The sequence below is a fragment of the Tahibacter caeni genome (assembly GCF_024609805.1).
In the GTDB taxonomy this organism is placed as follows: Bacteria; Pseudomonadota; Gammaproteobacteria; order Xanthomonadales; family Rhodanobacteraceae; genus Tahibacter; species Tahibacter caeni.
On record NZ_JANFVR010000023.1, the window covers coordinates 1 to 13498 of the forward strand.

Annotated in this window: 17 protein-coding genes and 1 other RNA gene; 8 read left to right on the plus strand and 10 right to left on the minus strand. The window is 65.1% G+C overall.

Annotation, left to right across the window (positions count from 1 at the left end; genetic code table 11):
* Nucleotides 1–96: 96 nt before the first annotated feature.
* The 5 genes from NON22_RS03705 to NON22_RS03725 all read right to left on the minus strand — a co-directional run bounded on the left by NON22_RS03705 (nt 97) and on the right by NON22_RS03725 (nt 4153).
* On the minus strand, nt 97–738 hold the full coding sequence (locus tag NON22_RS03705; RefSeq protein WP_257385563.1) for a hypothetical protein: 642 nt from the start codon (nt 736–738) through the stop codon (nt 97–99).
* A 142-nt stretch (nt 739–880) separates the two neighbouring features.
* Nucleotides 881–1441, minus strand: coding sequence for an ECF-type sigma factor (locus tag NON22_RS03710; protein ID WP_257385564.1), 561 nt, complete (start codon nt 1439–1441; stop codon nt 881–883).
* A gap of 43 nt (nt 1442–1484) precedes the next feature.
* The gene (locus NON22_RS03715; RefSeq protein ID WP_257385565.1) at nt 1485–1859 is read right to left on the minus strand and encodes a VOC family protein; all 375 of its coding nucleotides are present in this window, start codon (nt 1857–1859) and stop codon (nt 1485–1487) included.
* A 513-nt stretch (nt 1860–2372) separates the two neighbouring features.
* On the minus strand, nt 2373–2906 hold the full coding sequence (locus tag NON22_RS03720; protein WP_257385566.1) for a response regulator transcription factor: 534 nt from the start codon (nt 2904–2906) through the stop codon (nt 2373–2375).
* Nucleotides 2903–4153: an ATP-binding protein gene (locus NON22_RS03725; protein WP_257385567.1), complete on the minus strand. Its 1251-nt coding sequence runs from the start codon at nt 4151–4153 to the stop codon at nt 2903–2905. The genes NON22_RS03720 and NON22_RS03725 overlap by 4 nt, the downstream gene beginning before the upstream one ends.
* Before the next feature lie 111 nt (nt 4154–4264).
* On the opposite strand from NON22_RS03725, the gene NON22_RS03730 reads away from it, so the two are divergent.
* Together NON22_RS03730 and NON22_RS03735 are read left to right on the plus strand one after the other, a co-directional pair.
* Complete coding sequence (locus NON22_RS03730; RefSeq protein ID WP_257385568.1) at nt 4265–5458, plus strand: BtaA family protein; 1194 nt, start codon at nt 4265–4267, stop codon at nt 5456–5458.
* Complete coding sequence (locus tag NON22_RS03735) at nt 5445–6188, plus strand: class I SAM-dependent methyltransferase (RefSeq protein ID WP_257385569.1); 744 nt, start codon at nt 5445–5447, stop codon at nt 6186–6188. Before NON22_RS03730 ends, NON22_RS03735 begins: the two co-directional genes overlap by 14 nt.
* A gap of 274 nt (nt 6189–6462) precedes the next feature.
* Here the strand turns inward: NON22_RS03735 and NON22_RS03740 are convergent, their stop codons facing one another.
* Both NON22_RS03740 and fur read right to left on the minus strand, forming a co-directional pair.
* Nucleotides 6463–6849 carry a hypothetical protein gene (locus NON22_RS03740; protein WP_257385570.1) on the minus strand — a complete coding sequence of 129 codons (387 nt, stop codon included), beginning with the start codon at nt 6847–6849 and terminating at the stop codon, nt 6463–6465.
* 17 nt (nt 6850–6866) lie between these two features.
* On the minus strand, nt 6867–7274 hold the full coding sequence (gene fur, locus NON22_RS03745) for a ferric iron uptake transcriptional regulator (protein WP_257385572.1): 408 nt from the start codon (nt 7272–7274) through the stop codon (nt 6867–6869).
* A gap of 324 nt (nt 7275–7598) precedes the next feature.
* On the opposite strand from fur, the gene NON22_RS03750 reads away from it, so the two are divergent.
* Nucleotides 7599–8012: an outer membrane protein assembly factor BamE gene (locus tag NON22_RS03750; protein ID WP_425507949.1), complete on the plus strand. Its 414-nt coding sequence runs from the start codon at nt 7599–7601 to the stop codon at nt 8010–8012.
* A gap of 12 nt (nt 8013–8024) precedes the next feature.
* Here NON22_RS03750 and NON22_RS03755 read toward each other — a convergent pair whose 3' ends face one another.
* Together NON22_RS03755 and NON22_RS03760 are read right to left on the minus strand one after the other, a co-directional pair.
* Nucleotides 8025–8315, minus strand: a complete 291-nt coding sequence (locus NON22_RS03755) for an RnfH family protein (protein ID WP_257385574.1) — start codon at nt 8313–8315, stop codon at nt 8025–8027.
* Nucleotides 8308–8739: a type II toxin-antitoxin system RatA family toxin gene (locus tag NON22_RS03760; RefSeq protein WP_257385575.1), complete on the minus strand. Its 432-nt coding sequence runs from the start codon at nt 8737–8739 to the stop codon at nt 8308–8310. Before NON22_RS03760 ends, NON22_RS03755 begins: the two co-directional genes overlap by 8 nt.
* Before the next feature lie 179 nt (nt 8740–8918).
* Here NON22_RS03760 and smpB point away from each other — a divergent pair, with 179 nt between their 5' ends.
* The 3 genes from smpB to NON22_RS03775 all read left to right on the plus strand — a co-directional run bounded on the left by smpB (nt 8919) and on the right by NON22_RS03775 (nt 10365).
* Nucleotides 8919–9416 carry an SsrA-binding protein SmpB gene (smpB, locus tag NON22_RS03765; protein ID WP_257385576.1) on the plus strand — a complete coding sequence of 166 codons (498 nt, stop codon included), beginning with the start codon at nt 8919–8921 and terminating at the stop codon, nt 9414–9416.
* A 100-nt stretch (nt 9417–9516) separates the two neighbouring features.
* Nucleotides 9517–9869: a transfer-messenger RNA gene (gene ssrA, locus NON22_RS03770) on the plus strand.
* A gap of 178 nt (nt 9870–10047) precedes the next feature.
* Nucleotides 10048–10365, plus strand: coding sequence for an McrC family protein (locus NON22_RS03775; RefSeq protein WP_257385577.1), 318 nt, complete (start codon nt 10048–10050; stop codon nt 10363–10365).
* A gap of 39 nt (nt 10366–10404) precedes the next feature.
* Here the strand turns inward: NON22_RS03775 and NON22_RS03780 are convergent, their stop codons facing one another.
* On the minus strand, nt 10405–10554 hold the full coding sequence (locus NON22_RS03780) for a hypothetical protein (RefSeq protein ID WP_257385578.1): 150 nt from the start codon (nt 10552–10554) through the stop codon (nt 10405–10407).
* Between the two features lie 254 nt (nt 10555–10808).
* Between NON22_RS03780 and NON22_RS03785 the strand changes: the two genes are divergently transcribed.
* Together NON22_RS03785 and NON22_RS03790 are read left to right on the plus strand one after the other, a co-directional pair.
* Nucleotides 10809–11792, plus strand: coding sequence for a lysylphosphatidylglycerol synthase transmembrane domain-containing protein (locus tag NON22_RS03785; protein WP_257385579.1), 984 nt, complete (start codon nt 10809–10811; stop codon nt 11790–11792).
* Between the two features lie 161 nt (nt 11793–11953).
* Nucleotides 11954–13402, plus strand: a complete 1449-nt coding sequence (locus tag NON22_RS03790) for a hypothetical protein (RefSeq protein WP_257385580.1) — start codon at nt 11954–11956, stop codon at nt 13400–13402.
* Nucleotides 13403–13498 lie beyond the last annotated feature (96 nt).

Genomic DNA, 13498 nt, shown 5'->3' on the forward strand with positions numbered 1-13498 from the left:
CGTGAACCGCGCCGGCCGCCGCTCGCCGGACGCGGCCTGCACGCCGATCAGACGCGCCGCTTGCGGGCCGCGATGCGGGCCGCTGCCGCGCAGCCGTCAGCGCCCCGGCGTCATCGCGTACCAGAGCCCGTCGTCGCCGCGCACGTAGTACTGGCCGCTGTCGTCGCGGTAATAGGTGCGGCCCGATGCCGGATCGACGCTGACGTTCCCGCCCGTATACGCCAGCGCCTGGGCCTGGCCGCCGGTCGGATCGCGCCACGAACTGTTGCCCTGCAGCACGCGGCCGGCCTCGGCCTGGTTCGCCGCATAGCCGTCGGCATAGGCCTGCTGCGCCTGGGCGCGCTGGTCCTCGGCCTGGCGATAGCCTTGCCAAGCCTGCCGTTCGGCCTGCTGGTTGCGCTGCTCCGCCGCGCGGAAGCGCGCGATGCCGTCGTTGCTGAAGCCGGCCGTCGCGGCATATTGGTACGCGAACTGCGGATAGCTGAGCTGGCCGCCCATGGCCCGATGCTGCTGGTACTTGGCCATGCAGTCGGGGTTCTGCATGACCTGCTGCACGAGCTGCTGCTCGGCCGACTGCATCTGCTGGCTCAGCGCGGCGCTGCGCTGCAGCTGCTGCTGCAGCATGGCGCCGTAGTCGGGCCCGATGTTGTAACCGCTCTGGTAGACCTGCGCCGGCGCCGCCGCGGCGCCGAGCAACTGGACGAGGACGAAGGACACCGCACAACCGCTGCTACGCATGACTGTCTCCGGCTGCCGCGACGATTCGCGGTTGCCGACACAGGCGCAGGAGCGCACCGGCGTGTCGCAGGCATCGACGGGAAAATCGCGCAATCGCCAAGCGCGTCACGCCGCGATGCGGCGGCCGCGCACGCTCGCCGCTTCAGGTCAGCTGCTGGAACAGGAAGGTCCGCGCGACTTCCCAGTCGCGCTGCGCCGTCGCGCGCGAGATGCCGAGCAGCTCGGCGATGTCGATCATCTCCAGGCCGGCGAAATAGCGCAGTTCGACGATGCGCGCCTTGCGCGGATCGGCCTGTTCGAGCTGCTGCAGCGCCTGGTCCAGCGCTAGCAGGTCGACTTCGACCGCCGCACCGTCGCCATGCAGGCCCGACAGGGTCACGGCTTCGCGCTGCACGCCGCCGCGCTTGGCCGCATCGCGGGCGCGCGCATGGTCGATGAGCACCTGGCGCATGCGCCGCGCCGCGAGCGCGAAGAACTGGCGGCGGTCCGCCGGTGCCGCGGTCGAGTCATTGGCCAGCCGCAGATAGGCTTCATGCACGAGCGCGGTCGGCGACAAGGTGTGTCCGCTGCGCTCGCCGGCGAGCTGGCGCGCGGCGACGCGGCGCAGTTCCGCATAGACCAGCGGCAGCAGCTCGCGCTCGGCGCCGGATTCGCCGGCCGAGGCGCGCTGCAACAATCGGGTAATGACGCCGCTCTCGCTCACCGTGCACCTGGCTGCCGGTCCGGCGCGAGTGTAGCAAGCCGGCTCAGGCCGTATTGATCACGGCTTCGATCCAGTAGCCGTCGGGGTCCAGGGCGAACGCCGCGTAATAGTTCGGGCCGTAATGCGGGCGCAGGCCCGGCGCGCCCTGATCGCGGCCGCCGTGCGCCAGCGCCGCGGCGTGGAAGCGATCGACCGCGTCGCGCGACGGCGCGGCGAACGCGAGATGAAAGCCCGAGGCCGGCACCCGCACGTCGTCGCGCTGCTTGATCGCGAACAGGTCGTTGTCGTCCTCGACGCCGTAGCCGACCGCCGTGTCGCTGGTCCAGACGCGGCGATAGCCGAGCGCCTGCAGCACGGCGTCGTAAAACGCTCCGGCGCGTGCGAGATCGGCGACGGCGAACGACAGATGATGCAGCATGAGCGGCTCCGGCAATCGATGTCCGCCGAGATGATAACCGCGAAGCGGACGGCTTCCGCCCGCATTCGATCGCCGCGACAAGTCGCTCCATTCGAGGTCGGCAAACACCGAGCGGCCGTCGCCCGGCGGGAACTGCCGGTTGTCGCGGCCGAGCGCGTCGGCGATGACGCCCGTCGTCGCCGCATAGCGCCGGTCACCGAGATTGCGTGCGTCGACGAACCGGTGCCAGCGCCGCAACACCCGACTACGCGCAGGCCGGCGATCTCATAGGCATCGGCGGCCAGAGTATTCGCATGATCGACGTAGCTGCGCTGCGGCGACCATTCCAGATTCGGTGCGAGATAAACCTCGCCAACAGTCCGGCGCAGCGGCCCGGTACAGCGCCGCGTCCACCGTCAGCCCGCCGCGGGGTAGCCGCGCGCTGCTCGCGATAGCGTTCCGCATCGACGACCGTGGCCGCCTGCGGGATAGCTGTCGAGTGCCGCGTCCGGCGGCCGCGGTTGTGCCGGACGCTTAGAACGAGCGGTCGATGCGCTCGGGGCCCGGCCGCTTGGCCAGCTTGCGCTGCAGGCTGCGCCGGTGCATGCCGAGCAGCCGCGCCGCGGCCGAGATGTTCCCGTCGCAGGCCAGCAGCGCCTGCTGGATGTGTTCCCATTCGAGGCGGCTCAACGGCGTCATCGTGTCGACCTCCTCCGCGGCCGGCTCGTCGTTGAGCGCGCGCAGCAGCGCTTCGGCCGTGACCGGCTTGGGCAGGTAGTTGTCCGCGCCGCGCTTGATCGCCTCGACTGCGGTCGCCACGCTCGCATAGCCGGTCACGAGCACGATCTGCATGTCGGCACGCGCCGCGCGCAATGGCGCGATGAGATCCAGGCCGGAGCTCGCACCGATCTTCAGATCTACCAGCGCGAAGTCCGGCGCCTCGGCCTCGGCCAGCGCCAATGCGCCGGCCGCGTCGTGCGCGATGCGGACCTGCAGGCCGCGGCGCTGCAGCGACCGCTGCAGGATGCGCGCATAGACCTCGTCGTCGTCGATCAGCAGTCCGTTCATGCGTCCGCTCCGGCCATCGGCAGCTCGAAGCGTACGCGCACGCCGCCGCCGTTGGCGGCCTCCATCGCGAGCACGCCGCCGAGCCGTTCCACCGTCGCATGCGAAAGCACGAGGCCGAGCCCGAGGCCGTCGGGCTTGCTCGACTGGAACAGCCGTCCGGGCAAGGTCGCCGTGCCGGCGTCGATTCCGGCGCCGAAATCGCGCACGGCGCCGCGAAGGCGGCCGTCGCGCCAGACCAACGCGAGTTCCACTGAAGCGGAACCGGCGGCCTGGCTCGCGTCGGCCGCGTTGTTGAGCAGAGCCTGCAGCAGATGGCCGATGCCGCTGTCCCAGTCGACGAGGAGATGGGCCGGCAGGTCGTCGGAACGCTGCAGCTGCACGGCCGGCCGCAGCAGGCGCCAGCGTTCGACGAGCTGGTCGAGCACCTCGTGCAGCGGACGCGGCTGTGCCGCGCGCAGCTCGTCGGCCGGTCGCGCGAGCTGCCGCACGCGGTCGCGGCATTCGTCGACGAGCGCCGCCATGAGCTGCGCGTCGGCGCGCCGTTCGCTGCCGGCCGGCGCGTCGGCGACGGCGTCCTCGAGCATCAGGGTCAGCGTGCCCAGCGGCGTGTTCAGTTCGTGCGCGACCGCGGCCGCATGCGTCGCGAGCGCGACGATACCTTCGCGTCGCGCGAACTGCTCGCGCAACCGCGCGAGCTCCTGTTCGCGCGCATGCAGGGTCTGCGCGAGCCGGCTCAGGAATCCGGCCACCACGGCACCGGACACCACGAAGTTCGCCGCCATGCCCCACAGATGCAGATCCAGGGTGTCGCCGAACACGCCGTGCAGGTGCGGCAGCGGCGGGCCGAGCACGGTCGACAACGCATAGCCGGCGCCGCAGGCCAGCAGCACGACGAGCACCGCGCGCCAGGGCATGGCGACCGCGGCGAGCGCGAGCGGCAGCAGCAACAGCGAGGCGAACGGATTCATCGCACCGCCGCTCCAGGCGATCATCCACGTCAGCTCGGCGACGTCGACGAGCACGTGCAGCAGCGCCTCGCGCGTGCTCGTCTGCGCCAGACGGCGCGCCCGCGGCGCGGCCCACAGGTTGAACAGCATGAGCGCGGCGACGCCGCTCCACAGCGGCAGCGCCGGAAACGGCAGGCCTAGCACGTGCACGGCGACGGCGACGGTCAGCGCCTGACCGGCGACGGTGAACCAGCGCAGCAGCGCGAGACTGCGCAACAGACCGGAAGGCAGCATGGACATGGCCGCACTTTACGCGCGCCCGCCGCCGTGCGGTTGCGACCTTCGGTCGCAGTCACCGGCCTGTCATCCCGTCGTACTAGCGTGCGCGCCAGCCACCGACGCGAACCTGCCATGGACACGCCCAGCCTCCGCGACCGTCTCGACCAGCGCCTGTTCAACGCGATCTATTCGCGCAACCTGGTCTACAACGCGTGCTGGGAGGATCCGGCCGTCGACCGCCAGGCCCTGGGCCTGGGTCCCGACGACAGCGTGCTCGTGATCACGAGCGCCGGCTGCAATGCGCTGGACTACGCGATCGCCGGACCGCGCCGCGTGCATGCAGTGGACGCGAATCCGCGCCAGACCGCGCTGCTCGAGCTCAAGATCGCCGGCATCCGCCGGCTCGAGTTCGACGACTACTTCAAGGTGTTCGGCGAGGGCTATCACGCCGATTTCCGCAACCTCTATCAGAACCGGCTTCGCGCCGAGCTCGGCGAGTTCGCGCAGGCCTGGTGGGACAAACACTGGAACTGGTTCGCCGACCCGCGCGGCAGCTTCTATTTCCACGGCCTGTCGGGCATCGTCGCGCGCGCCTGCCGCGCCTATTTCCGCCTGCGGCCGCGCCTGAATCATGCGCTGACCGCGCTGTTCCAGGCACGCGACCTGTCCGAGCAGCGCGTGATCTACGACGACCGCGTCGCGCCGCTGATGTGGAACAAGCCGCTGGACTGGCTGCTGTCGCAGCAGTTCGTCATGAGCATGCTCGGCGTGCCGTATCCGCAGCGCAAGCTCGTCGAGGCGCAGCATGCCGGCGGCATCGCCGGCTTCATCCGCGAAGCGGTGCAGTACGTGTTCCGCCAACTGCCGGTCAGCGACAACTATTTCTGGCACGTCTACGTGGCCGGCCGCTATCGCCGCGACTGCTGCCCCGAATACCTCAAGCCGGACAACTTCGCAGCGCTCAAGGCCGGCCGCGTGGACGCGATCGTGCCGCACACGACGACGGTCACCGAATTCCTGCGCAGCCACGACGAGCCGATCACGCGCTTCGTGCTGCTCGACCACATGGACTGGATGAGCAGCTACTACCCGCAGGCGCTGGCCGAGGAATGGGAAGCCATACTGCAGCGCGCCGCGCCGGGCGCGCGCATCCTGCTGCGCAGCGCCCACGAGCGGCCAGCCTATCTCGACAGCCTGCGCGTCGGCAGCGAAGGCCGCAGCCTGCGTGAAGTGCTCGCGTTCCAGGACGAGCTCGCGCAGAGCCTGCACCGGCACGACCGCGTGCACACCTACGCCGGCTTCGTGATCGCCGATGCGCCGGCTTGACGCGCTGCGCGCCGATGCCGGCGTGCTGCTGAGCCTGCTGCGCGGCATGCCGCGCGACGTGCCGCACGCGCAGCGCCTGCAGGCCTTCTATGCGCCGCAGGCGGCGCACTACGACGCATTCCGCGAACGGCTGCTGCAGGGGCGCCAGGCACTGATCGCCGGCCTTGTCCTGCCCGACCGCGCCCGCGTCGTCGAGCTCGGCGGCGGTACCGGCCGCAATCTCGATTTCTTCGGCCCGGACCAGTGGCAGCGCATCGCGCATTTCCACCTCGTGGACCTCTGCCCGGCGCTGATCGAACGTGCGCAGGCGCGCGCGGCGGCCGACGCCCGCATCGATCTCGCGCAGGCCGACGCGACGCGCTGGCAGCCGCCGCGGCCGGCCGACTGCGTGTATTTCTCCTACGCGCTGACGATGATCCCGGACTGGCGCGCGGCGATCGACAACGCGCTCGCGATGCTCAAGCCCGGAGGCCTGATCGCCGTCGTCGACTTCTACGTCAGCCCGGTGCGGCCCGCCGCCGGCCTGCGCCGCCACGGCGCTTTCGCGCGCTGGTTCTGGCCGCGCTGGTTCGGTCACGACGGCGTGCACCCGAGCGCCGCGCACCTGCCGTATCTGCGCGAACAACTGCCGCAGCACGACCTCGTCGAAGCCGACGCGGCCGTGCCCTACCTGCCATTGCTGCGCGTGCCCTACTACCGCTTCGTCGGACGCAAGCCGATCACCGACTGACCGGCCGCGGGCCGCGTCGGGGATTCGAGGCGGCACGAACTTCGCGGCGCGGAGTGAATGCCTGCGATGCGGAGATAAGGACCGGGCGCTGTCGCGAGGCCCGGCGCGACATGGTCCGCCTTCGCTTCATCGTTGAACATTTGTGCCGGATTCACGACGCGAGCCGGTGGCAAGAGCCGAGGCTCACCGGTATCCAGTTCCCCCCGAACGCCGGACGGCATCGCGTGCGGAAAGGCCGGTCGCAGGCGGGCTCCGTTCGTTCGGCCGAGTCGCCCTACTGGGCCGCCTCGGGTGTCCAGTCCGCGTAGCGGTCTTCCAAGACGTCGTAGCGCCGCAGTGCGCCGGTGGCCACGTCCACCTGGAAGCGATCGAGCACGGGCATCGTCGCGGGATCGCCGGGGCAGCCGTCGCCGTGCTTCTCGTACACCGCGATGCCGAAGAATGCCGGCTCTTTCTCCTCGACGAGCAGGCTCAGACAGTCGCCGTGGACGCGGTAGTCCGCGCTGCGTTTCAGCTGCTGCTGCAGCCGGTCCACCACGCCGGCTTCGCCCAAGGGCGCGGCGACGGCACAGGCCGCGAACACGAGCGCCGCCCCCAGGGCGGCCAGCGATGCGGCAGGACGGCTGCCGGGGCTGCGTCGCGGCGCAGTCGGCCGATTCATGACTGTCCCGTCTTCCCTCAGCGCTTGCGCTTGGGCCGCACGTAGAGCACGAGGCTGTGCTCCTCGATCACGTAGCCGTGGCGATCGGCGATCTCTTTCTGCAGGCGCTCGATTTCCTCGCTCGTGAACTCGATGACCTTGCCGGTTTCCAGATCGACCATGTGGTCGTGATGCTTGCCGCGGTCGAGTTCGTAGACGGCCTGGCCGCCCTCGAAGTTGTGCTTGAGCACGAGGCCGGCGGCCTCGAACTGGGTCAGCACGCGGTAGACCGTGGCCAGGCCGATGTCGTCCTCGTGGGCCAGCAGCTCGCGATAGATGTCTTCGGCTGTCAGGTGCTTGCCGTCCGACTCTTCGAGAATGCCGAGTATGCGCACGCGCGGGTGGGTGACCTTGAGGCCGACTTTGCGCAGATCCTGCGACTCCATAGTGTTTCTCCTGTGGTGCGCGGGTCGATGCCGGCGCAGCGGGTCGGATTCCGGCGAGGGCGGCCGGGCCGAAGTCCCGCTGCGCTGCGGCGCAGCCGGGAGACCCGCCGCGCCGCGGCCGGATCACCGCTCCGCCCCGTTTCGGGGTGATTCACGTTGACGGCTGCCCGAGTCGCGGTGGCCGGATGCGGAGTCCTTGCCAATCAAGGTCCGTGCGTCAAACGGCCGTAGCCGCAGCGGGAACATGAGGGCCCCGAGGGATTCCAGACGTTTAACGGCGCTAGTGTATCATCCGGCCCCTTGCTGACTGACCGGATCGTCGCGATGAAGTGTTTGACCCGTCCCCTGTGCGTGCTGGGCCTGACCGTCGCCCTCAGCGGCTGCGGCGCGATCTATAGGCCGGACGTGCAGCAGGGCAGCCTGCTCTCCAAGACCACCGTCGACCAGCTCAAACCCGGCATGAGCAAACGCCAGGTCACCCTGCTGCTCGGTACACCGTCGGTCACGAGTCCGTTCGAGAGCGACCGCTGGGACTACGTCTCGTCGATCCAGCGCCGCGGCGGCAAGATCAAGACGAAGAATCTCAGCCTGACCTTCGAGAACGACGCGCTCGCGAAGATCGAAGGCGACTATTTCCCCGAAGACCCGGCCCAGCTCATCAAGGACGCGAAGAAGTACCGCGTCGAATTCCCCGACGAAAAACGCCCCGACGACAAGAAGCAGGGCGGCCGCGGCTGAGGCGCCGCCGGCTCAGGACTTGCCGGTCTGCTGTGCGCGCCGGCGCCTGGCCTCTTTCGGATTCACGAGCAGCGGCCGGTAGACCTCGACGCGGTCGCCGTCGCGCAGCGGTGTGTCCGGCGTGGCCGGCCGGCTGAAGATGCCGACGCGGCTCGCGGCGGGATCCAGCTCCGGAAAATGCCGCCGCAGCGCCGACGCAGCCAGCGCATCGGCGACACAGGCGCCGGCCGGCAGCTCCAGTGCCTGCAGGAAGGACTGCCCTTCGGACACGTAGGCGACTTCGACGCGCAGGGTCTCAGCCATAGACGCGATACGCGACGCGGACGAACTCGTCGACCATGCGGTCGGCCAGTCCCTGGAACCCCAGGCGCAGCGCCGGCCCGAGCAGCGCGCCGGAATACTCGAAGTCCATGGCCAGCGCGATCTTGCAGCCCTCCTCGCCGAGCGGCGTGAACTGCCAGCTGCCGCTGAGCGCACGGAACGGCCCGTCGACGAGGGCCAGGTCGATGCGCTCGGGACGCTGCAGGGTGTTGCGTGTCGTGAAGCGCTGCGTCATGCCCGCGATGCGCACCTCGAGCCGGGCGGTCAAGGTGGCCTCGTCGCGCTCGAGGATGTCGGCAGCGGCGCACCAGGTGAAACGCCTGGGGTATGCTTCCACGTCGTTGACCAGATCGAACATCTGGCCCGGGCTGTAGCGCACCAGGGCGCTGCGACGGATCTGGATCAATTCGGCAGTCTCGAAAACCGGCGGAGAACGGGTCCGGTCCGCGCGCAGCCGCGGCGGACACCGGCACGGTCCGCCTGAGCCCGGGCTTGATGCGGCAGTCGCCGGGGCGCATGCCAGGAACCGTGACCTATCAACATTTACAGCGCTCGGCTGCGAGCGCGCGGCGGATTCTACCCAAGATGGCCAAGCCCAAGGACAAGAAGAACGGCAAGGACGGCGGCGGCACGATCGCGTTGAACAAGCGCGCCCGCCACGACTACCACATCGACGACCGCTACGAGGCGGGTCTCGCGCTGCAGGGCTGGGAGGTCAAGAGCATACGCGCGGGCCGGATCAACTTCGGCGACGCCTACGCGCTCATCAAGGCCGGCGAGCTCTACCTGTTCGGCGCGCAGATCACGCCGCTGATCCAGGCCTCGACCCACGTCGTCGCCGACGACCGCCGCACGCGCAAACTGCTGCTGCACCGCGAAGAGATCGACAAGCTCATCGGTGCCGTCGAGCGCAAGGGCTACACCCTGATCCCGACCGCGCTGTACTGGAAGAACAACCGCGTCAAGGTCGAGATCGGCCTGGCCCGCGGCAAGCAGGAACACGACAAGCGCGCGACCGAGAAGGAACGCGACTGGAACCGCGAGAAACAGCGCACGATGCGCGCGCACAATCGCGACGCGTGAGCGGCGGCGCGGACAGGTTGCGCGGCGGCCGGCTTGAATCCGCCGCGCCTGTCACCATTTCGCAACCCGTGCCGGCAACGTGCTAGCATCGCCTTTCCCCGGGGGTGTCACGGCTTCGACGGGGGTAGTGAGATAGTTGGGTGCATGCCGAGGGGGCAGCTTTCCTCGTTAATCCAGCGGCAAACAATCAGACGCCAACGACGACGTCTACGCTCTGGCCGCTTAAGGCCTAGCCCCGAACCCACTTGTGCCTGTGCTCGTGGATGTAGGGTCACTATCGCAGGATCGCTGGGAACCGCCGCCTGTCGGTGTCCAGCTAAAACTTACAGGCTGGTTCTCCGGCGCGCTTCGCACACCGTGCTGCCGGAGAACGAGATCCAACGGTGAGCTAAGCATGTAGTACCTGGCGTCGAGCGCCTTCGGACGCGGGTTCAATTCCCGCCACCTCCACCAGAAGCCCGTTCGCAGCCGTTCGCGAACGTTCAACAAGGGCCTGATTTCACGGAAATTTCCGTCGAAACCAGGCCCTTTTTGTTTGCCCGCGTTCGCCGGGCTCCGTTGCAATTCGGCTGTTTGGGGGGGCATATACGAGGGGTATACGCCCGAACTGCGAACGAGGATGTCCCCAGATGTGCCGCTGACCGATGTAACCATCCGGAAAGCCAAGCCGACCGGCAAGGTTCAGCGCCTGTTCGACTACGTCGCCAAGCATCTTGCGCGGCAGATCGCACACCCTTTCACCATCAAGGCGCAGGCGCGCAGCTTTGCGCTGGTTACGCATTACGGGCAGGACTGGTTCCGGCTGAAGCCGGATCTGCTCGTTCAGGCATCCGGCGCGAACCGCTTGATGCTGGATACGAAATGGAAGCTGCTCGACGGCAGGAAGCCACCGGTGCGGACAAATACGGGCTGCCGATCAGCGCGATTTCTGTTAACTGCACGCCTATGATCAGAGCTGTCACGACGGCAAGGGCGATGTGGTGCTGATCTATCCCAGGACGGATGCGTTCAGCGAAGCGCTCAGGCCACGGTCGATCACCCGCTGCAGCATCTGCGTGTACAGTGCCGCCACGTCCTGCGGCGTCTTGCACCCCGACAGCAACGCCTCAAGCGCCCGCTCGTCCACTTTGTCTGCCATCTCTGCTCCTCGCGGCATCTGCCGCTACGATACGTCAGGGAGCAGTTACACAGTTCAAATTACAGACTCGCGAGCAAGCGCTGGCGCGGAGTGCATCACTGGAAGCAAGCGATGCAGACGTTCCAGATCCTGTTCGGCGAAGACCGTGTGCCGGTCAACGCATGACATCAACCGCAGTTACACAGTTCGTTTGACAGACCCCTGGGTCATGCTGATCATCCGCCACATCCCCGGCAATGTATTCGGCTGAAACTGTGAACAGCCGTACTCCCCCTCCAGGCGTCATCGACACCGCGCCTGATCTGCTCTCGGGGTGGCGTTATCGCGCGGTGATTTCGTCGGTTGTGCTGGCAGCAGCCGGCTATCTGGGCTTTGCGCTGTGGAGTGGGTGGCAGGACGTGGCAGCCGCGGTCGCCAAGGTAGGGCTCTTGGGTGTTGTCATCGCCTTGATGCTGTCGATGGTGAACTATGGGCTGCGCTTCATCCGCTGGCAGATGTTTCTAGGAGCTATGGGCCATCCGGTGCCTTGGTGGCCAAGCCTGAAAATTTACCTCGCCGGTTTCGCCCTCACCACGACTCCTGGCAAGGCGGGCGAGACACTTCGCGGGGTACTGCTGAAGGCTTGGGGAGTCCCGTACCCGACGAGTCTTGCCGCGTTCCTCAGCGAACGCCTGTCGGACCTGCTGGCGGTGGTCGCGCTCGCACTGGTCGGATTAACGATCTACCCTGCAGCTCAACCTCTTATCGTCACAGGGGCGCTGGCACTGGCTTCAGTATTCGTGGTCTTGTCCAACGGACGTCTACTTAAGAGGATACACGGCACGATTCGGAGTGACTCACGCCTTCCGACGTTAGCTCGGCATCTGATCGAAGTTCTGCTCAAGGCGAGACGCTGCCAGTCCCCGATGCTTCTTGGCGCCGCAACGGGTCTAAGCCTTGCTGCGTGGACTGCTGAAGCGTGGGCACTTTATCTAATTCTCCGATGGATGGGGTTAGAGGTCTCGTTACCCTTCGCAGTCTTTGTGTATGCGATTTCAATGCTTGCGGGTGCTTTGAGCTTCATGCCAGGCGGCCTGGGTGGATCAGAAGCAGTGATGATAGAGCTGTTGGCTGTGGGCGGCACACTCTTGCCTGATGCGATTGCCGCAACTGTATTAATTCGCCTGACAACGCTCTGGTTTGCCGTGATGATTGGTTTTTTCTTGCTTGCCATTCACTCCCGAAAAAATAAGAGATAACAATCCAAACGAGAGCAATTATGGATTTTCCGAGATTCAAGAGAATGTCTACGGCAGCATTGATCACGATCCTCGCTGTGTGCTGCTTGATCTCACTGTATGTCTTTTCAAGATTTACCGTTGACGACGCTTTCATATCGTGGCGCTACGGAAAGAATCTAGTGGACTTTGGCGTTTGGAACTACAACCCAACAATGCTCGACGCTACGCAAGCCTACACCAGTCCTATCTTTGCGGTGTTAGCAATCCTTCCGAATTATATAGGGATGGATGTTGTTTTATTCTTTAAATTAACCTCAACACTAACCCTTATAGCCTTCCTCCTCTGGATTTATAAAGCCACGCACGGGGCCATCATCTTACCTCTTGCTCTCGTGGGGTTGCCCGCGACAGTAGCGCATATTTATGGGGGCCTTGAAACATTTTGGTTCGTGATCCTCGTGGCGACTCTTTTGATTGCTCTCTACGAAGCAAGAGTTAAGTACGCCGTTGCGATTTCGATACTGCTGTTCTTGGTGAGACCAGAGACTTGGCTGTTCGTATTTCTTGTGCCGCTATATTTCTTTATTAATGAGCCGCAAACGAGCCTTCGCGATGTCTTTCTGGCGCCCGCCCAGTATTTCAAGAATTTTCGATTCCGGCCGCTTAGTGGCGCGGGTGTTCTTATCGCGCTTTCCATCCCCCTCCTTTTGTACTTTGCATTTCACAAAGTCCATTTCGGAAGCGCGCTACCGAACACTTTCTACGTTAAATCCGGAGCTCCACTGAGCATCGCGAATTTAGTAAAATTTGGTTTATTCCTATTGCCGATTGCATGCCTGTTAATCTTGAGTCGACTCAAGCTTGCCTTTTTCATGGCCGCATTTTTTGGCGCAATGGTTCTTAGCTACTCTACATCCAACCTCCAGATGGACTATGCCGGCCGGTTTGCATTTCATATTTTCGCGCCAATTTATATATTCTTTTGCTGGCTTGCGGCAAGAACAAACGGCAGATTTCTCATTTCAACTGACGCCCAGCCTACACAATTAATTCGACTGCGCTTTCAGACTGCAATCAACTTAATGTGTTTATTGTTTTTGGGATGCTTTGCGCTGATTAGCGACAATACATCTGCGCATCTTTCAACCTATTATCCGCGGGCTCTTCTATCGCATGCGGAGCTAGGGAAAACCCTGAATTTAATTTCTGAAAAATATAGAATCAGATCTTTTTCGATCGGCGATGCCGGAATGGCCGCGTATCATTCGAAGATAAACAGCTTGGATAATGTAGGCTTGGGTAGCGGCGCAGTGGCGCGTGGCGGTGTTTCCGGGCAACTACTGGATCTATACGGAATCGACGTGGTGGCGTTCCACGCTAGACCAGAGAAGATTCTACTTGAAGATCACCACCAGCAAACGATTTACGATTGGGCTGTCTCGCAAGGCTTTATTGAGCTTTGCGATATATACTGGCAAAAGGATTACACGCTCCGAATATTTTCTCGGAAACCCATCGAGGAGATTTCTCAAATATGCAATAGTTCCTTTTTGGCTAACTCGCGAAGCAACAGGCAAATGCTTGCGGACAACATAATTACCCCGCCGTGGAGTTTCTGGAGGGAGTAACATTCTTGCGATCGCAGCGAGTCGCAACTGGCGCACGGGACGGCATCGCCGCCTATTGCCACCCTGACAACAAGGTCAGCCTCGGCCTCGTGGAGG